Annotated in this window: 22 protein-coding genes and 1 riboswitch; of the genes, 12 read left to right on the forward strand and 10 right to left on the reverse strand. The window is 70.4% G+C overall.

What is annotated here, in order from left to right; all coding sequences use genetic code 11:
* Positions 1-104: 104 nt before the first annotated feature.
* Positions 105-2,264, forward strand: coding sequence for a TonB-dependent siderophore receptor (locus LG391_RS12825; RefSeq protein ID WP_225768395.1), 2,160 nt, complete (start codon positions 105-107; stop codon positions 2,262-2,264).
* 51 nt (positions 2,265-2,315) lie between these two features.
* Here LG391_RS12825 and LG391_RS12830 read toward each other — a convergent pair whose 3' ends face one another.
* Positions 2,316-3,212 carry a branched-chain amino acid aminotransferase gene (locus LG391_RS12830; RefSeq protein WP_225768396.1) on the reverse strand — a complete coding sequence of 299 codons (897 nt, stop codon included), beginning with the start codon at positions 3,210-3,212 and terminating at the stop codon, positions 2,316-2,318.
* Positions 3,213-3,289: 77 nt separating this feature from the next.
* On the opposite strand from LG391_RS12830, the gene LG391_RS12835 reads away from it, so the two are divergent.
* Genes LG391_RS12835 through LG391_RS12850 form a run of 4 tightly spaced genes read left to right on the forward strand, consistent with a single transcriptional unit; the run spans position 3,290 to position 6,275 of the window.
* On the forward strand, positions 3,290-3,811 hold the full coding sequence (locus tag LG391_RS12835) for a MarR family winged helix-turn-helix transcriptional regulator (RefSeq protein ID WP_225768397.1): 522 nt from the start codon (positions 3,290-3,292) through the stop codon (positions 3,809-3,811).
* A gap of 12 nt (positions 3,812-3,823) precedes the next feature.
* On the forward strand, positions 3,824-4,516 hold the full coding sequence (locus LG391_RS12840) for a response regulator (protein ID WP_225769345.1): 693 nt from the start codon (positions 3,824-3,826) through the stop codon (positions 4,514-4,516).
* Complete coding sequence (locus LG391_RS12845; protein ID WP_225768398.1) at positions 4,513-5,874, forward strand: ATP-binding protein; 1,362 nt, start codon at positions 4,513-4,515, stop codon at positions 5,872-5,874. Before LG391_RS12840 ends, LG391_RS12845 begins: the two co-directional genes overlap by 4 nt.
* Before the next feature lie 17 nt (positions 5,875-5,891).
* The gene (locus LG391_RS12850; protein ID WP_225768399.1) at positions 5,892-6,275 is read left to right on the forward strand and encodes a VOC family protein; all 384 of its coding nucleotides are present in this window, start codon (positions 5,892-5,894) and stop codon (positions 6,273-6,275) included.
* Positions 6,276-6,301: 26 nt separating this feature from the next.
* Here the strand turns inward: LG391_RS12850 and LG391_RS12855 are convergent, their stop codons facing one another.
* Positions 6,302-7,510, reverse strand: a complete 1,209-nt coding sequence (locus LG391_RS12855; protein ID WP_225768400.1) for an ROK family transcriptional regulator — start codon at positions 7,508-7,510, stop codon at positions 6,302-6,304.
* A 156-nt stretch (positions 7,511-7,666) separates the two neighbouring features.
* On the opposite strand from LG391_RS12855, the gene LG391_RS12860 reads away from it, so the two are divergent.
* The 5 genes from LG391_RS12860 to LG391_RS12880 all read left to right on the forward strand — a co-directional run bounded on the left by LG391_RS12860 (position 7,667) and on the right by LG391_RS12880 (position 12,596).
* A complete protein-coding gene (locus LG391_RS12860) occupies positions 7,667-8,686 on the forward strand; it encodes a substrate-binding domain-containing protein (RefSeq protein WP_225768401.1) in 1,020 nt (339 codons plus the stop codon).
* Positions 8,687-8,754: 68 nt separating this feature from the next.
* The gene (locus LG391_RS12865) at positions 8,755-9,729 is read left to right on the forward strand and encodes an ABC transporter permease (protein ID WP_225768402.1); all 975 of its coding nucleotides are present in this window, start codon (positions 8,755-8,757) and stop codon (positions 9,727-9,729) included.
* Positions 9,726-10,514 carry an ATP-binding cassette domain-containing protein gene (locus tag LG391_RS12870; RefSeq protein WP_225768403.1) on the forward strand — a complete coding sequence of 263 codons (789 nt, stop codon included), beginning with the start codon at positions 9,726-9,728 and terminating at the stop codon, positions 10,512-10,514. Before LG391_RS12865 ends, LG391_RS12870 begins: the two co-directional genes overlap by 4 nt.
* 44 nt (positions 10,515-10,558) lie before the next feature.
* On the forward strand, positions 10,559-11,581 hold the full coding sequence (locus LG391_RS12875; RefSeq protein ID WP_225768404.1) for a hypothetical protein: 1,023 nt from the start codon (positions 10,559-10,561) through the stop codon (positions 11,579-11,581).
* Position 11,582: 1 nt separating this feature from the next.
* Positions 11,583-12,596, forward strand: coding sequence for a carbohydrate kinase family protein (locus LG391_RS12880; RefSeq protein ID WP_225768405.1), 1,014 nt, complete (start codon positions 11,583-11,585; stop codon positions 12,594-12,596).
* 172 nt (positions 12,597-12,768) lie between these two features.
* Here the strand turns inward: LG391_RS12880 and glyA are convergent, their stop codons facing one another.
* The 7 genes from glyA to proC all read right to left on the reverse strand — a co-directional run bounded on the left by glyA (position 12,769) and on the right by proC (position 18,530).
* Positions 12,769-14,040: a serine hydroxymethyltransferase gene (glyA, locus tag LG391_RS12885; RefSeq protein ID WP_225768406.1), complete on the reverse strand. Its 1,272-nt coding sequence runs from the start codon at positions 14,038-14,040 to the stop codon at positions 12,769-12,771.
* A gap of 52 nt (positions 14,041-14,092) precedes the next feature.
* A riboswitch (ZMP/ZTP riboswitch) is annotated at positions 14,093-14,177 on the reverse strand.
* Between the two features lie 62 nt (positions 14,178-14,239).
* A complete protein-coding gene (locus LG391_RS12890) occupies positions 14,240-14,575 on the reverse strand; it encodes a tRNA-binding protein (RefSeq protein ID WP_026870892.1) in 336 nt (111 codons plus the stop codon).
* A gap of 93 nt (positions 14,576-14,668) precedes the next feature.
* Complete coding sequence (locus LG391_RS12895) at positions 14,669-15,103, reverse strand: phasin family protein (RefSeq protein WP_225768407.1); 435 nt, start codon at positions 15,101-15,103, stop codon at positions 14,669-14,671.
* A gap of 111 nt (positions 15,104-15,214) precedes the next feature.
* Complete coding sequence (locus LG391_RS12900; protein WP_225768408.1) at positions 15,215-15,856, reverse strand: TetR/AcrR family transcriptional regulator; 642 nt, start codon at positions 15,854-15,856, stop codon at positions 15,215-15,217.
* A gap of 121 nt (positions 15,857-15,977) precedes the next feature.
* Complete coding sequence (locus LG391_RS12905; protein WP_225768409.1) at positions 15,978-17,033, reverse strand: aspartate-semialdehyde dehydrogenase; 1,056 nt, start codon at positions 17,031-17,033, stop codon at positions 15,978-15,980.
* 202 nt (positions 17,034-17,235) lie between these two features.
* A complete protein-coding gene (locus tag LG391_RS12910) occupies positions 17,236-17,736 on the reverse strand; it encodes a YbaK/EbsC family protein (protein WP_225768410.1) in 501 nt (166 codons plus the stop codon).
* Positions 17,736-18,530: a pyrroline-5-carboxylate reductase gene (proC, locus tag LG391_RS12915; RefSeq protein WP_225768411.1), complete on the reverse strand. Its 795-nt coding sequence runs from the start codon at positions 18,528-18,530 to the stop codon at positions 17,736-17,738. The genes LG391_RS12910 and proC overlap by 1 nt, the downstream gene beginning before the upstream one ends.
* 197 nt (positions 18,531-18,727) lie before the next feature.
* On the opposite strand from proC, the gene LG391_RS12920 reads away from it, so the two are divergent.
* Positions 18,728-19,204 carry a hypothetical protein gene (locus tag LG391_RS12920; protein ID WP_225768412.1) on the forward strand — a complete coding sequence of 159 codons (477 nt, stop codon included), beginning with the start codon at positions 18,728-18,730 and terminating at the stop codon, positions 19,202-19,204.
* A 9-nt stretch (positions 19,205-19,213) separates the two neighbouring features.
* Here the strand turns inward: LG391_RS12920 and LG391_RS12925 are convergent, their stop codons facing one another.
* On the reverse strand, positions 19,214-19,582 hold the full coding sequence (locus LG391_RS12925; RefSeq protein ID WP_225768413.1) for an antibiotic biosynthesis monooxygenase: 369 nt from the start codon (positions 19,580-19,582) through the stop codon (positions 19,214-19,216).
* A gap of 133 nt (positions 19,583-19,715) precedes the next feature.
* On the opposite strand from LG391_RS12925, the gene LG391_RS12930 reads away from it, so the two are divergent.
* Positions 19,716-20,156, forward strand: coding sequence for a MarR family winged helix-turn-helix transcriptional regulator (locus LG391_RS12930; RefSeq protein ID WP_225768414.1), 441 nt, complete (start codon positions 19,716-19,718; stop codon positions 20,154-20,156).
* Positions 20,157-20,251: the final 95 nt, after the last annotated feature.

Genomic DNA, 20,251 nt, shown 5'->3' on the forward strand with positions numbered 1-20,251 from the left:
CCCAAAACGACCTAGACGAGAATGAGAATTGATGTCAATTAGCCCGCCGTTTGAACCCGGCGATCCCTGCCGGGCCTCCCTCGCGATCGGAGCCGACCTTCCCCATGCGACATCGACCAGGATCCCGCACCTATCTTCTGCTCGGGCTGCTCGCCACCACGGCGCTGGCGCCGACGGCGATCCTGGCCCAGGCCGCGACACAGGGCGCGGAACCGGCTCCGGCCACCGACACCGGGGTGACCCTCGCCCCGATCGTCGTTCAGGGCAGCACGGAGACGCCGACGACCGAGGTGCGCGGCTTCACCGCCACGAGGAGCGCCAGCGCCACCAAGACCGACACGCCGCTGATCGAGACGCCGCAATCCGTCTCGGTCGTCACCCGCGGCCAGATGGACGCGCGCAACGTGCAGAGCCTGCAGGAGGCCCTGGTCTACACGCCCGGTATCCTGACCGGCCTCTACGGCTTCTCGCCGCGGCTCGACCAGTTCTGGATCCGCGGCTTCGACGCCGCCTATTTCGGCATCTTCCGCGACGGGCTGCGGCAGCCGACCGGCCAGGTCTTCGCCGGCATCCGCACCGAGCCCTACGGCCTGTCGGCGATCAACGTGCTGCGCGGCCCCGCCTCGGCCAATTACGGCCTGTCCTCGCCGGCCGGGCTGGTCGACCTGGTCACCAAGCGCCCGCCGGACGAGCCGCTGCGCGAGGCCGAGCTGCAGTTCGGCAACCACGACCGCTATCAGGGCCAGTTCGACGTCGGCGGGCCGCTGGACGATCGCTTCTCCTGGCGCCTGACCGGGCTGTTCCGCGACAGCGACACCCAGATGCCGGCGGTGCCGGACGACCGCGCCTATATCGCCCCGGCCTTCACCTGGCGACCGAACGAGGACACGACGGTCACCTTCCTCGGCGCCTACCAGAAGGACAAGACCGGCGGCAGCCTGTTCAACTACTACTCGCCGGCCACGGGCCTGCTCGACATCCGCACCGCGGATTCCGCCTGGAACGACCTCGACATGGAGAGCGTGCGGGCGGGCTACGAGATCGAGCACCGGGTCGACGACACGCTGACGCTGCGGCAGAACTTCCGCTACGCCCATGTCGATTCCAACACCCGCTACGTCTACATCACCGGCCTGTCCGATGACGGCAACACCGTCTTCCGCCGGGCCGGGCAGGACCGCGAGAGCCTGGACACGGTGTCGGTCGACAACCAGGCGCAGCTGCGTTTCGACACGGGACCGGTGCAGCACACGCTCCTGGCCGGGCTCGACTACACCTTCCTCGACACCACCAACATCGCCGGCGACGGGCCGGCGCCTGATCTGGACCTGGTCACGCGGAACTACGGCAAGCAGCACATCGACCAGCCGCCGGTCTATGCCCGCACCCTGCAGCAGCAGCAGCAGATCGGCGTCTATCTGCAGGACCAGATCCGCTTCGGCGGCTGGCTTCTGACGCTGAGCGGCCGGCACGACTGGCTCGAGACCACGAGCCAGGAGCGCATCGCCGGCACCGATCAGGACGCCTCCGACAGCGCCTTCACCGGCCGCGTCGGCCTGAGCTATCTTACCGATTTCGGCCTCGCGCCCTATGTCTCCTACGCCACGTCCTTCACCCCGAACACGGGGACTGACTGGCAGGGCCGCCTGTTCAAGCCGACGACCGGGGAGCAGATCGAGGCCGGCGTCAAGTACCAGCCCGAGGGGCTGAACAGCCTGATCACCGCCTCGGTGTTCCAGATGACCCAGGAGAACGGGCTGATCGCGGACTCGGCCCATGTCAACTTCCGGGCCGCCCGCGGCGAGGTGCGGGTGCGCGGCATCGAACTGGAGGGCCTCGCCGATCTCGGCGACGGGCTCAGCCTGCAGCTGGCCTACACCTATCTCGATCCGGAGGTGACCAAGGGCACCGAGGCGACGGAGGGCAAGGACCCGTCCGGCATCCCGAACCACATCGTCTCCGCCTGGGCCGACTACCGGGTTCCGGACACGATCGTGCCGGGGCTCAGCCTGGGCGCCGGCCTGCGCTATATCGGGTCGAGCTACCGCGACGACGACAACACCACCGGCCGGAACGAGGCGGTGACCCTGTTCGACGCCGCGATCCGCTATGATCTCGGCGCGGTCGAGCCGCGGCTGGACGGGGTGCAGCTGGCGGTCAACGCCACCAACCTGTTCGACCGCGACTACACCACCTGCGCCCAGGGCTACTGCTACGAAGGCCAGGGCCAGACGGTGATCGGCAGCATCCGCTACCGGTGGTAACGAAAGGGCGCGGCCGAGATGGCCGCGCCCTGTCCTATTCTGACCGACCGATCAGGCCGCGGCAGCCGCCGGGGCCTTCCTGACCTCGGCGCTGTAGGCGTCGATCATGGTCTTGCAGATCTGGCCCGGGGTGAAGCGGTGCGCCCCGATCTCGCCGACCGGGGTGATCTCGGCCGCGGTGCCGGTCAGGAACACCTCGGTCGCCTTCGCCAGCTCCTCCGGCTGGATGTGCCGCTCGACCACCTCGATGCCGTTGCGCCGCGCCAGCTCGATCGCGGTCTGGCGGGTGAGGCCGTTCAGGAAGCAGTCGGCGGTCGGCGTGTGCAGCTTGCCGTCGATGGCGAGGAAGACGTTGGCGCCGGTCGCCTCCGCGACATAGCCGCGATAGTCGTACATCAGCGCGTCCTGGTAGCCCGCCGCCTCGGCCTTGTGCTTGGCCAGGGTGCAGATCATGTACAGGCCGGCCGCCTTGGCGTGCACCGGGGCGGAGTCCGGCGACGGCCGCCGCCAGTCGGACAGGGTCAGGCGGATGCCCTTCATCTTCGCCTCGGCCGAGAAGTAGCTCGGCCATTCCCACACCGCGATCGCGACATGGATGGTGTTGGCCTGGGCCGAGACGCCCATCATCTCCGACCCGCGCCACGCCACCGGGCGGATATAGGCGTCGGTCAGCCCATTCTTCTCGAGGGTCAGCTTCTTGGCCGCGTCGAGCTCCGCCGTGCTGTAGGGCAGCTTCATGCCCAGGGTCGTCGCCGAGAACTCCAGCCGCTTCGAATGCTCCGTGCCCTTGAAGATCCGGCCGTTGTAAGCCCGCTCCCCTTCGAATACAGAACTGGCGTAGTGTAAGCCGTGAGTCAGGACGTGGATGTTGGCGCTACGCCATTCGACCAGCTTGCCGTCCATCCATATCCAGCCGTCACGGTCGTGGAAGGGAGGAGTCGTCGACATGATGGGCCTTTCCCGCATTGTCATTTGTGTCGCCGTCGGACCGTGAGCGGTAACATTCGGGGTCAAAACAAGTCAACATGGCTGACATAAAATCGCCCGTGAACCCGCTCTTCCTCCGCGAGGAGGAGATCCGCCAAGGCATCGAGCTGCTATTCTACGCCTATCGCGGCTTCACTGCCGAGCCCGATGCGCTGCTGGCAACCCTGGGTCTCGGCCGGGCCCATCACCGCGCGCTTTATTTCATCGGACGGCATCCGGAGATCACGGTCAGTGCGCTGCTGGCGATCCTGCGCATCACCAAGCAGAGCCTGGGCCGAGTCCTGAACGACCTGGTCGAGCGCGGCTATGTCGAGCAGCGCCAGGGCCAGCGCGACCGGCGCCAGCGCCTCTTGACCTTGACCGACACGGGCGCGGTGCTGGAGCGCCAGCTGTTCGAGAGCCAGCGCAAGCTGATCGGCCAGGCCTACCGCAACGCCGGGGCCGAGGCGGTGGACGGCTTCCGCAAGGTGCTGGAAGGGCTGATCGCGCTGAGCGAGCCGGCCGCCGCGGAGGAGGAGCCGGAAGCCCCGGCCTCCGCCCCCCGGGTCGCCAGCCGGTAGCCGGCCATGACCATGACCGCCGACGAGCCCGCCCATATCCTGGTCGTCGAGGACGACCGCCGCGTCCGCGAACTGCTGCGCAAATACCTGGTCGAGAACGGCTTCCTGGTGACGGCCGCGGTCGACGCCGCGGATGCGCGCGAGAAGCTGGCGGCGATCGCCTTCGACCTGATCGTGCTGGACGTGATGATGCCGGGCGAGACCGGGCTGCAGCTGACCGCCGATCTGCGCCAGCGCATGAGCACGCCGATCCTGCTGCTGACCGCCCGCGGTGAGCCGGAGGACCGGATCGCCGGGCTGGAGAGCGGCGCCGATGACTACCTGCCGAAGCCGTTCGAGCCGCGCGAGCTGGTGCTGCGCATCAACAGCATCCTGCGCCGCCTGGCGCCCCCGCCGCCGCGGGCCGCCGGCACCATCCGGCTCGGCGCCTTCACCTTCGACATCGAGCGCGGCGAATTGCTGCAGGAGGGCGAGCGTGTGCGCCTGACCACCGGCGAGGAGAACCTGCTGCGCATCCTGGCGCAGCACGCCGGCGAGACCGTGTCGCGCGAGGCGCTGACCGAATCCGGCACGATCGACGGCGGCGTGCGGGCGGTCGACGTGCAGGTGACGCGGCTTCGGCGTAAGATCGAGCCGGACCCGCGCCTGCCCCGCTATCTCCACACCGTGCGCGGCGAAGGCTATGTGCTGAGACCCGACGGATGATGCGAGCTCCTGCCGCCCTGCCCCGGCTGTCCACCCCTTTCCGGCTGCGGGCGCGGATCAAGCGGTTCCTGCCGCGGACCCTGTTCGGCCGGGCCCTGGTGATCATCGTCACGCCGATGATCCTGGCCCAGGCGATCTCCACCTACGTCTTCTTCGGCCGCCACATCGACGTGATCACCACGACGATGGCCCGCACCGTCTCCGGCGAGATCGGCCTGACCATCGACGAGATCGCCGACGGCATGACGCCCGTCGCCCGCGGCGCCGTGTTCCTGCGGGCGCAGCGGAATACCGGCCTGGTCTACAGCTTCGATCCCGGCGTCGAGCTGGGGCCGACCGGAAGCGATGCGCTGGACGAGGGCCAGCGCGCCCTCGCCCGGGCCATCCGCGCCTCGCAGCCCTACGACTTCACCATCCAGTCCTCCAGGGAGGACGACACCGACGTCGTCCGCATGCAACTGCCGGACGGCGTGCTGACGGTGGAGGTGCCGTCGAAGCGGCTGTCCAGCTTCACCACCAACCTGTTCTACCTGTCGATGCTGGGGTCGACGGTGATCCTGTCCGCCGTCGCTATAATCTTCATGCGCAACCAGCTGCGCCCGATCCGGCGCCTCGCCATCGCCGCAGACCGCTTCGGCAAGGGCCGCGACATGCCGGGGTTCCGGCCGCATGGGGCGGAGGAGATCCGCCAGGCCTCCGAGGCCTTCATCGACATGCGCGACCGCATCCGCCGTCAGATCCAGCAGCGCACCGAGATGCTGGCCGGGGTCAGCCACGACCTGCGCACGCCCCTGACCCGGATGAAGCTGCAGCTCGCCATGCTCGGCGACGGGCCGGACATCGACGAGCTGCGCGCCGATGTCGACGAGATGCGGCAGATGATCGACGCCTATCTCGCCTTCGCCCGCGGCGAGGGCACCGAGGAGGCGACGCCGACCGACCTCGCCGCCTTCCTCGAGGAGGTGGTGGTGGCCGCCCGGCGGGAGGGCGCCGACATCGCCTTCGACACGCCGGAGAGCCACGTGCTGCCGCTGCGGCGCGAGGCGCTGCGGCGCTGCCTGGCGAACCTGCTGTCCAATGCGCGGCGCCACGCCCGGCACATCAGGCTGTCCGTGGTCCAGGACGACGGCGCCGTCGCCCTGGTGGTGGACGACGACGGCCCGGGCATCCCGCCGAAGCAACGCGAGGAGGCGATGAAGCCCTTCGTCCGGCTGGACGAGTCGCGCAACCAGGAGACCGGCGGCACCGGCCTCGGCCTCGCCATCGCCCGCGACGTCGCGCGCAGCCACGGCGGCGACCTGGTGCTGTCGACCTCGCCGATGGGCGGGCTGCGCTGCACGGTGCGGCTGCCGCTCTGACCCTGGGAGAGAAAGCAATGGGCCGATTGCGGGAGATCGTGTTCGAAAGCCGCTCGGCGCCGGCCCTGGCCCGGTTCTGGGCCGCGGCACTCGACGGCTATGCCGTGCGCGCCTATGACCAGGCGGAGATCGAGCGTCTGGCCGCGCTGGGCCTGACGCCGGAGACCGACCCCGTGGTCCTGGTCGACGGGCCGGGCTCCAGCCTGTGCTTCCACCAGGTGCCGGGGCGCGACTACACGAACAACCGGGTCCATCTCGACATCACCGCGCCGGACCGCGCCGCCGAGGTGCGGCGCCTGCTGGCCCTCGGCGCCAGGGTCCAGCGCGAGGCCGAGGGCTACACGGTGATGGTCGATCCGGAGGGCAATCAGTTCTGCGTCGTCGAGGAGCGGACGGCGTAGGTTGGGTTCGCAAGGGCGAACCCTACCTACGATGCAGCGGTTCTCCGACCCGCGATCAGCCGGTCGACCGCCTGCGGCTGCAGCCTGGTGTCGACCACCAGCCGGGCCGCGCCCAGCAGGCCGGCCATTTCGCCCGACCGGGCGGTGGTGATGGTCAGGTCGCCGGTCGCCAGCGGCAGGCAGCGCTGGTAGACGAACTCGCGGACCCCGGCCAGCAGGTGCTCGCCCGCCTCGGCCAAGGTGCCGCCGACGACGATGACGCCGGGGTTCAACACCGCGACCACATCGGCCGCGACCTCGCCCAGCACCCGGCCGGCCTGGCGCACCAGACTGATCGCCTCCGGCCGGTTGCGCTGGACCAGCGCCATCACGTCGCGCGCGTCCCGCGCCTCGAAGCCCCGGGCCCGCAGGTCGCGGGCGATCGCCCAGCCGGCGGCATAGGCCTCGACGCAGCCCAGCTTGCCGCAGCGGCACAGCGGCGCCTCGGCGTCGCGCAGCTGGATGTGGCCGATGTCGCCCGCCGCCCCGCGGGCGCCGCGATGCATCCGGCCGTCGGTGATGATGCCGCTGCCGATGCCGGTGCCGGCCTTGATGAAGACCAGCTGCCGCTCCTCCGGCCAGAACTGCCGGTGCTCGGTCAGGGTGCGCAGCCGCACGTCGTTCTCGGCCAGGACCTGCGCCGCATAGTCGGGAGCGAACCAGCCGGGAATGTCGAAATCGTCCCAGCCGGTCATCACCGACGGCCCCACGACCCGTCCGCCGGCATGGTCGACCGGCGCCGGCAGGCACAGGCCGATGCCCAGCACGTCCGATGCCGGCCGGCCGATCTCGGCCAGGAGATCGCGGAACTGCTGCGCGATCCAGGTCAGGATCGGCACCGGCCCGCTGCCGACCTCGAGATCCCCGAGCCGTTCGGCCAGGACATGCGGCCCCAGATCGGTCGCCGCCACCCGGATCCGGCTCTCGCCCACATCGGCCGCCAGCACCACGCCGAACCCCTCGTTCAGCTTGAGAACGCGGGCGGGTCGGCCGCCGCTGGCCTGCGTCTCCTCCGCCTCCCGCAGCAGCCCGGACTCGAACAGCACGCCCAGGCGCTGGGTGATGGTGGCGCGGGAGAGATCGGAGATACGGGCGAGGTCGGCCCGCGACCGCGCCTGGCCGGACAGGATCAACGACAGCACATGGCCGGCGCCGGCGGTACCCAGGGCATGGATCTCGGGGTCTGAAACAGCCATCGCTCATTTATGATTGTTTTCGTGCAAAAGATCCAGAAGATCAGATTGACTCTCGTCAAAAGTCGGAATTATCGTTCCGCTTGCCGGTCAATCGTCCGGCCAATCCGCAGGGCCGGCGCCGCAGAAGCGCCGGCCCGCAAACAGGAGGAAACCGCGATGATCCGATCGCAGACGCCCAAGGCTGCGCTGTCCGTGAACCGCCGTCGCCTTGCCGGCCTGCTCGCCGCCGGCGCCGTCGGACTGGCCCTGGCCGCCGGCAGCACCGCCGCGATGGCGCAGGAGGCCATCGTCGGCCTCGTCACCAAGACCGAGGTCAACCCGTTCTTCGTAAAGATGCGCCAGGCGGCCGAGGCGGAGGCCAAGGCCAAGGGGCTGAAGCTGATCGCCCGGGCCGGCAAGTTCGACGGCGACAACGAGGGCCAGGTAGCAGCGATCGAGGACCTGATCAGCGCCGGCGCCAAGGGCATCCTGATCACCCCGAACAACTCGACCGGCGTGCTCGGCGCGGTCAAGAAGGCGCGCGACGCCGGCATCCTGGTGATCGCGCTCGACACCGCGACCGACCCGCCGGACGCGGTCGACGCCACCTTCGCCACCGACAATTTCGAGGCCGGGGTGCAGCAGGGCCAGTACGCCCGCAAGGCGCTGGGCGACAAGGCGCCGAAGCTGGCGATGCTGGACGGCACGCCGGGCGGCACGGTCGACACCTTCCGCCATGACGGCTTCCTGAAGGGCTTCGGCATCGCCGAGGGCGACGCCGTGATCGTCGGCAAGCAGAACACCAACGGCGCCCAGGACAAGGGCCAGACGGCGATGGAGAACCTGCTGTCGGCCCATCCCGACATCAACGTCGTCTACACCATCAACGAACCCGCGGCGCAAGGCGCCTATGCCGCCATCCGCGCGGCCGGCAAGGAGGACGACATCGTCCTGACCTCGATCGACGGCGGCTGCCTGGGCGTCAAATATGTCAAGGACGGGCGCGTCGCCGCGACGGTGATGCAGTTCCCCTACAAGATGGCTCAGATGGGCGTCGACGCCGTGGCGGAATACGCCAAGAGCGGCAAGAAGCCGAGCGGCTTCGTCAACACCGGATCCTTCCTGATCACCGGCAAGCCGCTGCCGGGGCTGGAGTCGAAAGACCTCGAATTCGGAGAGAAGAACTGCTGGGGCTGACCGCCAGCGCGACCGGGGCGGGCCGCAAAGGGCCCGCCCATCCCCCGGCCCTCCCGAACGAGAGAGCGATGGTCCCTTCCTCGTCCTGGATCGGTCGGACGGCGCGAGTGCTGACCACCCCGCCGCTCGGCCCGCTGATCGTGCTCGTGGTCTTCGGCGCCGTGTTCACGGCGATGAGCGAGCGTTTCCTGACCCCCGGCAACCTGTCGCTGATCGTGCAGCAATCGGTGATCATCGGCACGCTGGCGATCGGCCAGACGCTGGTGATCCTGACCGCCGGTATCGACCTGGCCACCGGCGCCATCGCCGTGCTGGGCACCATCGTCGCCGGCAAGCTGGTCGACGAGGGCCATGCCGCCCTGCCCTCGCTGCTGCTGGCGATCGGGCTGTGCAGCCTGGTCGGGCTGATCACCGGCACGCTGGTCAGCCGGCTGAAGCTGCCGCCCTTCATCGTCACGCTCGGCATGCTCGGCATCGTCACCGCCGCGACCCGCCTGTTCTCCGGCGGCGGCGCCTTCCCAGTGATGGACGACCTGCTGGGCTGGACCGGCAACACGCTGCGCCTGGGCGGCGCCGTGGTCACCTACGGCATCATCATCATGCTCGGCCTCTACGGGCTGGTCTGGTACCTGCTGAACCACACCGCCTGGGGCAAGCATGTCTACGCCATCGGCAACAACCCGGAGGCGGCGCGGCTGGTCGGCATCCCGGTGCAGCGGCGACTGCTGTCGGTCTATCTGTTCGCAGCCTTTCTCTACGGCATCGGCGCCTGGCTGGCGCTGGGACGGATCCCGAACGCCGATCCGAACGCGATGCAGACCGCCAATCTCGACAGCATCACCGCCGTGGTGATCGGCGGCACCAGCCTGTTCGGCGGCCGCGGCAGCCTGATCGGCACGCTGATCGGCGTGCTGATCGTCGGCGTGCTGCGCAACGGCCTGACCCTGATCGGCATCGACCCGCTGTGGCAGGACCTCGTCACCGGCGTCCTGGTGATCACCGCCGTCGCGCTGGACCAGCTGTCGCGATGGAGGCGGGTATGACCGCACCCGTCCTGGAGGCCCGCGGCGTGGTCAAGCGCTATGGCCACGTCACCGCGCTGGGCGGCGTCGATTTCGAGTTGCGCGACGGCGAGGTGCTGGCGGTGGTCGGCGACAACGGTGCCGGCAAGTCGACGCTGATCAAGGTGCTGTCCGGTGCCATAACGCCCGACGAGGGCGAGGTGCTGCTGGACGGCCAGCCGGTGCGGTTCCACGGGCCGCTCGACGCCCGCCGCCGCGGCATCGAGACGGTGTATCAGGATCTGGCGGTGGCGCCGGCGCTGGACATCGCCACCAATCTGTTCCTGGGGCGCGAGTTGCGCCGGCCCGGACCGCTCGGCCGCTGGCTGCGGCTGCTCGACAAGCCGCGGATGCGGCGCGAGGCACAGCGCCACATGGACGAGCTGCGCTTCCGCCTGCCCTCGATTACCCATGCGGTCGAGAGCCTGTCCGGCGGCCAGCGCCAGGGCGTCGCCGTGGCCCGAGCCGCGGTCTTCGCTCGCAAGCTGGTGATCATGGACGAGCCGACGGCGGCGCTGGGCGTGCGCGAGACCGGCCAGGTGCTGGACCTGATCCGCGGCATCCGCGACCGCGGCCTGCCGGTGGTCCTGATCAGCCACAACATGCCGAACGTGTTCGAGGTGGCCGACCGCATCCATGTGATGCGCCTGGGCCGCCGCGTCGCCGTGACCTCGCCGCAGCGCCACAGCATGGCCGAGGTGGTGGCGATCATGACCGGGGCGATGCCGGGCGACCAGCCTGCCCCGAACGTCGAGACCGCCACGTGAATCCTTACTCTGACCCCAACCGACCGAAAGACGAGAGACCGAGCATGACCCGCCTGGACGAGAAGCTGGCCCGCATCCGCGCCGGACAGTACAAGCGCAGCGACTTCATCATCGCCGACGCCAAGGACGGCGACATGGGGCCGAGCCTGACCTCGACCGGCCCGAAGCGCGCGCCGGACGGCAGCTGGACCCGCTACCGCACCCGCGACGAGTTCCTGGACACCATCCGCCAGGTGGTGGAGCAGGACATCGTCGACATCATGCTGGTCTCCGCCTCGAACCTGGAGCGGCTGGTCGAGAGCGGCACGTTCCGCAACAGCAAGGTCAAGCCGGCGATCCGCGCCAACGACACCACCGACGTCTGGGCCGTGCGCGGCGGCGGCTACACGCAGAAGCCGTCGCGGCCCTTCCGCTCGGCCTCGCTGCCGCGGGTGATGCATGGCGGCACGGCGCCGGATCCGCAGGCGCCGGTGACCGGCACCGATCTCGGCCTTTACTCCGTCACCTTCAACAACGACCTCGACGCCGACATCCGGTCGCTGGAGGCCTTCGCCGAATTCCGCGCCGACGCGGCCGCCAACGGCTTCAAGTACTTCCTCGAGGTGTTCAATCCCAACGTCGCCACGGGCATCGACCCGGCGGTGCAGCCGCATTACGTCAACGACTGCATCCTGCGCTGCCTGGCCGGGGTGATGAAGGCCGACCGGCCGCAGTTCCTGAAGATCCCCTACAACGGCCCGAAGGCGCTGGAGGAGCTGGCCGGCTTCGACCCCAGCCTGATCGTCGGCGTGCTCGGCGGCGGCGCCGGCACCACCCGCGACTGCTTCGAGCTGCTGCACCAGGCCGAGAAATACGGCGCCCGCGTCGCCCTGTTCGGCCGCAAGATCAACCTGGCGGAATCGCCGCTGGCGATGGTCGGCTTCATGCGCCAGGTGGCGGACGGCACGATCGCGCCGGAGGAGGCGGTGCGCGCCTATCACGGCGAGCTGCAGAAGCAGGGCATCACCCCGCTGCGCCCGCTGGCCGACGACATCCAGACCACCGAAGCCGTGCTGAAGCAGGGCTGAGATGGAGCGCTCGGGCATCATCTGCGGCGGCACCATCTGCATCGACGTCAACAAGGTCATCGACCGCTTCCCGCCGCAGGAGCACGTCGCCCGAATCCGGGAGGAGATGCCGGACTGCGGCGGGCCTGGCCTCAACATGGCGATCGACCTGGCCCGCCTCGGCGCCCCCTTCCCGATCGAGGTGATCGGGATCGTCGGCGACGACGCCTACGGGCGGATCGCGCTCGACACCTGCCGCGAGCTCGGCATCGGCGCCGGGCGGATCGCGGTGGTGCCGGGCGGCCGCACCTCCTACACCGACGTGATGATCGTGGCCGAGGGCGGGCGGCGCACCTTCTTCCACCAGGAGGGGGTCAACGCCCAGCTCTCGACCGGGCATTTCGACCTGGCCGGGTCGACCGCGAAGATCTTCCATGTCGGCTCGCCCGGGGTGCACGCCCGGATGGACGTTCCGCAGGGCAACGGCAACGGCTTCTCCGAGGTGCTGGCCCGCGCCAAGGCCACCGGACACCGCACCAATCTGGAGCTGGTCGGGGTGGCGGGGGAGCGGCTGCGCGACCTCGCCCTCCCCTGCCTGCCGCTGCTGGACAGCATCATCATCAACGAGTCGGAGGCGACGGCGCTGACCGGCGTCGAGACCCATCGCGACGGCCGGCCCGACTGGGCGCTGGTCGAGGCAGCGGCCGCGGCGCTGATCCGCATGGGCGTCTTCACCCTGGCCGTGGTGCATTTCCCGGACGGCGTGGTCGCCGCCGACCGCGCCGGCCGCCTGTGGCGCCAGGGCGCGGCCTGGGTGCCGCCGGAGAAGGTCAAGAGCACCAACGGCGCCGGCGACGCCCTCGCCTCCGGCGTCATGCTGGGGCTGCACGAGGGCTGGCCGGTGGAGAAGGGCTTGCGTCTCGGCGTCTGCGTCGCGGCGCTCAGCCTCGGGTCGTACAGCACGTCGCGGGCGATCCCCTCGGCCGAGGAGTGCTTCGCCTATGGGGAAAGGGCCGGGTTCAAGCCGACGAGCTGACCGGCGGGCACCGAGCCACCCCCTCACCCTCCCGTCGCTGCGCGCCGGGCCCCTCCCTCTCCCCTGGGGAGAGGGAATTCGAGGCCAGCGCTGAAATCACCTCTCCCTCGGGGAGAGGTCGAAATCGCGCAGCGATTTCGGGTGAGGGGGTTCCCCCGCCTCTCCGCCCCGCTCACCCCGGGATCGGGAACCGCCTGGCGAAGTCCCGGACCGCGTTCGCCAAAGCCGGCTCCGGCCGTGCGCCGGTGACCGCGTCGACGATCAGGTCGGCCAGCGCCGTCATCTGCCCCTCGCGCATGCCGCGGGTGGTGACGGCCGGCGTGCCGAGCCGGAGGCCGGAGGGGCGCAGCGGCGGGCGGGTGTCGTCCGGCACCACCTGCTTGTTCGTCACCAGCCCGACCCGGTCCAGTCGCTGCTGCGCCTCGTCGCCGTCGATGCCGAAGCTGGATGCCACGTCGACCACCATCAGGTGGTTGTCGGTGCCGCCGGTCACCAGCTGCGCGCCGCGGCCCTGCAGCGCGGCGGCCAGCGCCTTGGCGTTGTCCAGCACCCGCCGGGCATAGGCCCGGAACTCCTCCTGCGCCGCCAGGTGCAGCGCCGTGGCCAGCGCCGCCACCTGGTCCATGTGCGGCCCGCCCTGCAGCCCCGGAAACACCGCCTGATCGATCGCCTTGCGGAACGGCTCGCGGCACAGGATCAGGCCGCCGCGCGGGCCGCGCAGGGTCTTGTGCGTGGTGGTGGTGACGACGTCGAAGCCGGCTGCCAGCGGGTTCGGCAGCGCCTTGCCGGCGATCAGCCCGCCGATATGCGAGACGTCGGCCATGGTGATGGCCCCGACCTCGTCGGCGATCGCCTTGAAGGCGGCGTAGTCGATGTCGCGCGGGTAGGAGGAGAAGCCGGTGATCAGCAGCTTCGGCCGCTCCCGCCGCGCGATCTCGCGGATCGCGTCGAAATCGAAGCCGCCGCCGGCGACGGTGCCGTAGCGGACGAAGCGGAAGATCCGGCCCATGGCCGAGACCGGGGCACCATGGGTCAGGTGCCCGCCATGCGACAGGTCCATGGCCAGGATGGTGTCGCCCGGCTGCAGCAGGCCGAAATACACCGCCTGGTTCATCGGCGACCCGGACAGCGGCTGGGCATTGGCGTGCTCGGCCCCGAACAGCGCCTTGGCCCGGCCCTGGGCCAGCTCCTCGATCTCGTCCGCGTGGAGGTTGCCGCCATAGTAGCGGCGGCGCGGCTGGCCTTCGGCGTATTTGTCGGCGAAGACCGAGCCGATCAGCGGCCGCAGCTCGGGGAAGGCATGGTTCTCCGACGCGATCAGGGTCAGGCCCTGCTGCTGCCGGCGCTCCTCGCGCTCGAGGATCGCGGCGGCCTGCGGATCGGCTTCGGCCAGTCGGCTGCGCAGATCGGGATCTGCCGGATCGGGCTGGTGCTGATAGTCCATGGAAGTCTCCGTTTCGATGCCTAGAACACGAATCGCCTGACCAGCTTCCAAAGAAGGCTGCCCAGGCGAGCGGCATCGAAACGGTCCTCCACGCTCCCTCGGGGTGCTCCCCCGTCTCGCCAGTCACGTGGAGGGTATGGCTGATCCTGCGATCGGGACGATGATCGGCGGGTCTCGCCGCCGCGTCAACCGTGGAGGCCTAGTAAAGCCGCCCGCCATTCGGCACCGGCCGCTCGATCGCGGCCAGCACGACGTTGCCATCGGCGTCCGGGAAGCCCAGCACCAGGATCTCGGAGATGAAGCGGCCGATCTGCTTGGGCGGGAAGTTCACCACCGCCGCCACCTGGCGGCCGAGCAGCGTCTCCGGCGTATAGAGCGCGACCAGCTGGGCCGAGCTGCGCTTCTGCCCGATCTCCGGCCCCAGGTCGACGGTCAGCTTGTAGGCCGGCTTGCGTGCCTCGGGATAGGGCTCGACCGCCACGATGGTGCCTACCCGGATGTCGACCTTGGCGAAATCGTCGTAGCTGATCGTCATTCTGCCCTCCGCGAAACCGGCGCGCACCCTGCCGCGCCGGCACCCGAAAGGCAAGAAGGCTGCCTGCAGGCGGCCTTCTCTCGTACATCAGAATCAGCGCTTGGTCGTCGGGGTCTTCAGAACGCTCTTCAGCTCGTCGAAGCTGGCGCTGACGCGCTTGCTGACGATCTCGGCGGCCTCGGTGTTCGACTTGGCCAGGAGCTCGGCCAGCTCTTTGATGTCGGCGATCGCCTTCTCGAAGGTGGCCTTGGCCAGCTCGGTCTGCTTCGCCAGCTTCTCCTCCGGCGCGCCGGCGGCGACGGCGTTGGAGAACTGGCTCTGCAGCTCGGCCAGGTTCTGGCGCAGGATCTCGCCCTGGCGGCGGGCGAAGGCCTGCAGCCCCTCCGCCGCGGTGCGGTTGGCGGCGGTCAGCGCCTCGATGTTCTTGCGCTGGGCCTGCAGCACCGCGTCGAGGTCGACGCCCGGCACCTTGAACTCGCTCAGCAGCTTGGTGAAGTCGACATCCCAGACCGGCGGCACCTTGCTCATGGCCCAACTCCTGGTTGCACAATTAAACAGCACCTTACACGGGGCCGGCCGCACCGCAAACGGAAATTGTGCACTGCAGCAAAGCTGTCATCCAGCGCAACCGATTGCCATCTAGTGCAGCGTCGGCTCCTGCCCCGCCTGGGCTTCCGGCTGGGCCGGCGGCTCCGACCGGCGCTCGCCGCGGCCGCGGCCGAAGGTGTTCTCCCACTGCTCCGCCTGGCGCAGCCGCTGGTCCAGCGCCTTCATGGTGCGGTCGAGATCCGGCGAATCATCCTGCTCCCAGGCGCGCAGCACCAGCCCGTAGATCAGGCACAGCGCCTGCACCCGCGCCCGGCCGAGCAGCCCGGAGGTCGAGATGCCGGCGGATTGCAGCGTCCAGCGCATCGACAGCTCGAGCTGCCGTGCCTGCAACAGCATGGTCAGCGGGTCGAGCCGCAGGTCGCGGAGGATCGCCTTGACCCCGGCGCGATGGCCCGACAGCACGTCGAAGCGGCGCATCAGCAGGTCGAACAGCCGGTCGCGCGGGCTCTCTTCCTCGCCCGGCAGGCCTTCGGACAGCACCGCCTGGTCGATCATCCGGCTGAACCCTGCCAGCAGCTCCGCCTTGGTCGGGCAGTGGCGGTACAGCGCCGACATCGGCACCCGCGCCGCCTGGGCGACGTCGGAAAGGGTCAAGGCGCGCCACCCCTTCTCCGCCGCCAGGTCGACCGCGGTGGTGACGATGTGGTTCGCAATATCGGCCTTCTTCGCCATGGTCCCGGCCCTCGCGCGCTCGGCCTTGCGGCCCCCCGGAGAGCGCCCGGCCCCGAACGGAGCCGGGCGCGATCGGTTCCAATCTAGCGCAATTCGCCGCGAAGGCGAGCCGGCACCGGGATCACGACCGCAGATGCTCCAGGATCTGCACGGCGTTGAGGGCGGCGCCCTTCAGCAGCTGGTCGCCCGAGACGAAGAAGGCCAGGGAGCGGCCGCTGGGGTCGCCGAGATCCGTCCGGATGCGGCCGACCAGCACCTCGTCCCGGCCGCTCGCCTCGGACGGCATCGGGAAATGGTTCGCGGCCCGGTCGTCGACCAGGCGCAGGCCGGGCGCGCCTTCGAGCAGGCCTCTCGCCTCCTCCGGTGTCACCACGGAGTCGAACTCGACCGAGAGCGCGATCGAATGGGCCCGCAGCACCGGCACGCGGATGCAGGTGATGCCGATCGGGAGGTCCGGCGCGCCCAGGATGCGGCGGGTCTCGGCGATCGCCTTCAGCTCCTCGCCGTTGTAGCCGCTGGCCGGGTCGACCTCGGCATTGTGGCTGAACAGGTTGAAGGCATAGGGGTGGGGCAGCACCTTGGGCTCGAAGGGCCGGCCCTGCAGATGGGCGGCGGTGGCCTCCCGCAGTTCCTCCATCGCCGCGGCGCCGGCGCCCGAGGCGGCCTGGTAGGTCGCCGCCGAGACCCGCCGCAGCGGATGCGCCCGGTGCAGCGGCGCCAGCGCGACCGTCATGATCGCGGCGACGCAGTTCGGGTTGGCGACGATGCCGGCATGGCCCGCCAGCGCCGCCGCGTTCACCTCCGGCACCACCAGCGGCACGTCCGGCTGCATACGGAAGGCCGAGGAGTTGTCGACCACCACCGCCCCGGCCGCCACCGCTGCCGGGGCGTAGCGCCGGGAGATGCCGGCGCCGGCCGAGAACAAGGCGATGTCGACGCCGGCGAAGCTGCCCTCCGTCAGCTCCTCGACCACCAGGTCGCGCCTGCGGAACGGGATCGTCCGGCCGGCGGAGCGGGCCGAGGCCAGCGGCCGGACCTCGGCGGCCGGGAAGCGCCGCGCCTCCAGGCAGCGCAGCAGCTCGATGCCGACCGCTCCGGTGGCGCCGACGATCGCGATCACGGGATCGCGCGAGCGCACGCCGCGCGGGGCTTCTTGGAGATCGGATGATGCGAGCACGATGTCGTCCTTCCTGTTGAACCGGGAGGGACGATGGCTTCACCGGTGGGCCCCGTCCGTCCTCGGCGGGGCCTCTGGTTGCTAGGACGCGGCGGTCACCGCGCGCACCAGGGAGCGCCCGCCGTAGCGGTCGTCTTGGTGGTGCGCTTCAGGATGATCGTCGTCGCCATGGACCTGTCGTAGCGTCCCGCAGCGAGACGAGTCAACCGGTGCCGTCTCGCTTCGCCACGTCGGCGACCACGCCGCCGGTCAGGGCCACCAGCTGCTCCGGCGTCAGGGCGAAGACCGAGTTCGGCGTCCCGGCCGCGGCCCAGATCCGGGGCAGCGCCAGCAGGTCGCGGTCGATCACCACATGCGGCGGCGTGGCGTGGCCGACCGGGGCGACGCCGCCGATGGCGAAGCCGGTGGCGTCGCGCACGAAGCCGGCATCGGCGCGCTCGATCCGGGCGCCGTCGATCCGGTCCCTCAGCGCCGTCGCCACCGCCGCCTCGTCGACCCGGTTGACGCCGCTGGCGATCACCAGCACCGGCCGGGCGCTGCCGCGGATGCGGAACACCAGCGACTTGGCGATCTGCGCCACCTCGCAGCCGATCGCCGCCGCGGCGTCGGCAGAGGTGCGGGTCGATGCGTCGAACACCCGGATCTCGGGGGCATGCCCCGCCGCCGCCAGCGCCGCGGCGACGCGTTCGCTGCTGCTGGCCATTACGCCAGCTCGCGGCCGCGCTGCGTCGCCGCGGCGACGGCCTTGGTCATCAGCGGCTGCAGCCCGTCCGGCGCCATCAGCACGTCCAGCGCCGCCTGGGTGGTGCCCTTCGGGCTGGTCACGGCGATGCGCAGCTCCGCCGCGCTCTCGGTCGCGGCCCCGGCCAGGGCGCCGGCGCCGACCACGGTCTGCCGCGCCAGCTGCATCGCCAGCTCGGCCGGCAGCCCGGCGGCACGGCCGGCCTCAGCCAGGGTCTCGATCAGGTAGAAGACATAGGCCGGGCCGCTGCCGGAGACGCCCGTGACCGCGTTCATCAGCGCGTCGTCCTCGATCCAGGCGGTCTGCCCGGCGGCCTGCATCAGCGTCTCGGCGCGGCGGCGCTGCTCCGGCGTCACCGCGGCGTTCGCGACCAGGACGGAGATGCCCTGGCCGATCGCGGCCGGGGTGTTCGGCATGGCGCGGACCACCGCAGCCTCCGCCCCCAGCCCCTGCTCCAGCCAGGCCAGGGTGCGGCCGGCGGCGATCGACAGGAACAGCGTTCCCGGCCCGGCGAAGCGGCGATAGGCCGGCAGCGCCTCGGGCATCATCTGCGGCTTCACCGCCAGCACCACCACCTCGGGCGCCAGATCGGCCGGCAGCCCGGCGGCACCGCGCACATGGTGCAGCCGCGGGTCGGCGAGGCCGAGCTCGGCCGGCTCCACCGCCCAGATCCGGTCGGCCGCCTTGCCGGCCAGCCAGCCCTTGACCAGCGCGCTTCCCATCCGGCCGCAGCCGACCAGCAGAAGATCGGACACCTGTCGCTCCCCGTTCCGTCGAGACGCGCCATCATGGCGCCGTCCCGGACGGGCGCAAGGTTCTTCGCGGACAGGGCCGGAACCTGGACGGATGCTCTCCATTTCTTAAGCTGCGGAGATCCCGGCTTTGCCGGAGATTGACGCTCACGGTTCCCGCCGCCGGGTCACCGCCCGGCGGCGAAGATGGAGAGCGAAGCATGGTCACCCTCCCCCACGCGGTTTCCGCCGTCCTTCTCGCCGGCCTGATGGCCGCATCGCCGGCCTGGGCCCAGACCAGCGTCGTCCAGCCCACCGCGCCGGCCCCGACCACCGTGCCGGAGAAGGCGATGCCCTATCCGGTGCCGCCCGGCACCCAGCTCGAGCAGCCACGCCGGTCGCCGGTCGCGCCCGACCCGCGCCATCCCGCGGTCTCGGCGACGGCGGGCGGGGCGGCGCCGGCCGATCCGCGCGAATACGCGACCAGCACGCCGATCACCGTGACCGGCCGGATCGACGGCGTCTCCCGCCGCAACGGCGTGACCTCGTTCCGCCTGCAGACCCCGACCGAAGCGTGGACCGTGGTGGTGCCGCCCGACCAGCCCGGCCGGGTCTCCAGCGGCCGCCGGGTCACCGTGGTCGGCTACCCGCATGTCGAGATCCGCAACCAGCTGCTGGCCCAGAGCGTCGGCCAGTAGTCCGGTCGGTCAGGCCACGCAGATGCCCGGCACCGCAGCCTTCTGGAACAGGTGCGGCGACGCGACGGCCGAAGCCGGATAGGCCGACAGCTTCGCCCGGAACTCCGGATTCGCGAAGGCGGCCCGGAAATCGGCCGTCGATTCCCAGACGGCATGGTTCAGATAGGTCGGGCTGTCGCCGATCGCCCGGTGCAGCTGGGTCGAGATGAAGCCCGGCTGGCGCTTCATGATCCCCGCGTCGCCCCGCCACGCCCGGAGGAAGGCCTGCTCGTCGGCCGCGTCCATCGTGAAGACGTTGACCAGCACGACCGGCGCGGCGTCGACGGCGAGCTGGCGGTCGATCGGGAAGGCGGGATCCAGGGGTCGCATCTGCGGCATGACAAGCTCCGTCCGATATGGTTGCATGATGTCAAATTGGAGTGACCGCAACAGACCATATTGACATTATAATGTCAATATCACTGCATGGTGACACGTGACCGGAGCGACGCGAACGCCGGCGGGGACCGCCTTGACCGACCTGATCCTCGACCTGTTCCGGCTGAACAGCCGGATCGTCAGCGCGGGGGACCGGCTGGTCGTCGGGCTGGGCCTGACCAGCGCCCGCTGGCAGGTGCTCGGCACCATCGTCGCGGCGGACCGGCCGCAGCCGGTGGCCTGGCTGGCGCGCGACATGGGCGCCAACCGCCAGAACGTCCAGCGCATCGTCAACGATCTGGAGGCGGAAGGGCTGGTCGTCTTCCGGCCCAACCCGCATCACCGGCGGGCGCAGCTGGTGGAGCTGACCGGCAAGGGCAGAGAGACCTTCGACGCCGCCATGCGCCTGCAGGCCCCCTGGGTCGACGGCCTGGCCGAAGGGCTGCGGGTCGAGGACATCGCGACGACCCACGCCGTCATGTCGGCGCTGCGCCGGAAGCTGGAAGGCAACGGGGAAGCCGGCGGGCAGGACTGACCTATCCCTAGGTATGATCCGGCCTGATCGCATGTCCGATAAGCCGGACCGCCCCTTTCGGCTAGCTTGTCATGGCACAGCGGCTCTCCCCCCGA

This window comes from Inquilinus sp. Marseille-Q2685, assembly GCF_916619195.1.
In the GTDB taxonomy this organism is placed as follows: Bacteria; Pseudomonadota; Alphaproteobacteria; order DSM-16000; family Inquilinaceae; genus Inquilinus.

Coding starts and splice junctions, on each gene's coding strand:
- LG391_RS12920 (WP_225768412.1), top strand. CDS start 18,728: ATGGTCACCCTCCCCCACGCGGTTTCCGCCGTCCTTCTCGCCGGCCTG.
- LG391_RS12925 (WP_225768413.1), bottom strand. CDS start 19,582: ATGCCGCAGATGCGACCCCTGGATCCCGCCTTCCCGATCGACCGCCAG.
- LG391_RS12880 (WP_225768405.1), top strand. CDS start 11,583: ATGGAGCGCTCGGGCATCATCTGCGGCGGCACCATCTGCATCGACGTC.
- LG391_RS12910 (WP_225768410.1), bottom strand. CDS start 17,736: ATGGCCAGCAGCAGCGAACGCGTCGCCGCGGCGCTGGCGGCGGCGGGG.
- LG391_RS12865 (WP_225768402.1), top strand. CDS start 8,755: ATGGTCCCTTCCTCGTCCTGGATCGGTCGGACGGCGCGAGTGCTGACC.
- LG391_RS12845 (WP_225768398.1), top strand. CDS start 4,513: ATGATGCGAGCTCCTGCCGCCCTGCCCCGGCTGTCCACCCCTTTCCGG.
- glyA (WP_225768406.1), bottom strand. CDS start 14,040: ATGGACTATCAGCACCAGCCCGATCCGGCAGATCCCGATCTGCGCAGC.
- LG391_RS12870 (WP_225768403.1), top strand. CDS start 9,726: ATGACCGCACCCGTCCTGGAGGCCCGCGGCGTGGTCAAGCGCTATGGC.
- LG391_RS12850 (WP_225768399.1), top strand. CDS start 5,892: ATGGGCCGATTGCGGGAGATCGTGTTCGAAAGCCGCTCGGCGCCGGCC.
- LG391_RS12895 (WP_225768407.1), bottom strand. CDS start 15,103: ATGAGCAAGGTGCCGCCGGTCTGGGATGTCGACTTCACCAAGCTGCTG.
- LG391_RS12840 (WP_225769345.1), top strand. CDS start 3,824: ATGACCGCCGACGAGCCCGCCCATATCCTGGTCGTCGAGGACGACCGC.
- LG391_RS12875 (WP_225768404.1), top strand. CDS start 10,559: ATGACCCGCCTGGACGAGAAGCTGGCCCGCATCCGCGCCGGACAGTAC.
- LG391_RS12855 (WP_225768400.1), bottom strand. CDS start 7,510: ATGGCTGTTTCAGACCCCGAGATCCATGCCCTGGGTACCGCCGGCGCC.
- LG391_RS12835 (WP_225768397.1), top strand. CDS start 3,290: ATGGCTGACATAAAATCGCCCGTGAACCCGCTCTTCCTCCGCGAGGAG.
- LG391_RS12830 (WP_225768396.1), bottom strand. CDS start 3,212: ATGTCGACGACTCCTCCCTTCCACGACCGTGACGGCTGGATATGGATG.
- LG391_RS12900 (WP_225768408.1), bottom strand. CDS start 15,856: ATGGCGAAGAAGGCCGATATTGCGAACCACATCGTCACCACCGCGGTC.
- LG391_RS12890 (WP_026870892.1), bottom strand. CDS start 14,575: ATGACGATCAGCTACGACGATTTCGCCAAGGTCGACATCCGGGTAGGC.
- LG391_RS12860 (WP_225768401.1), top strand. CDS start 7,667: ATGATCCGATCGCAGACGCCCAAGGCTGCGCTGTCCGTGAACCGCCGT.
- LG391_RS12825 (WP_225768395.1), top strand. CDS start 105: ATGCGACATCGACCAGGATCCCGCACCTATCTTCTGCTCGGGCTGCTC.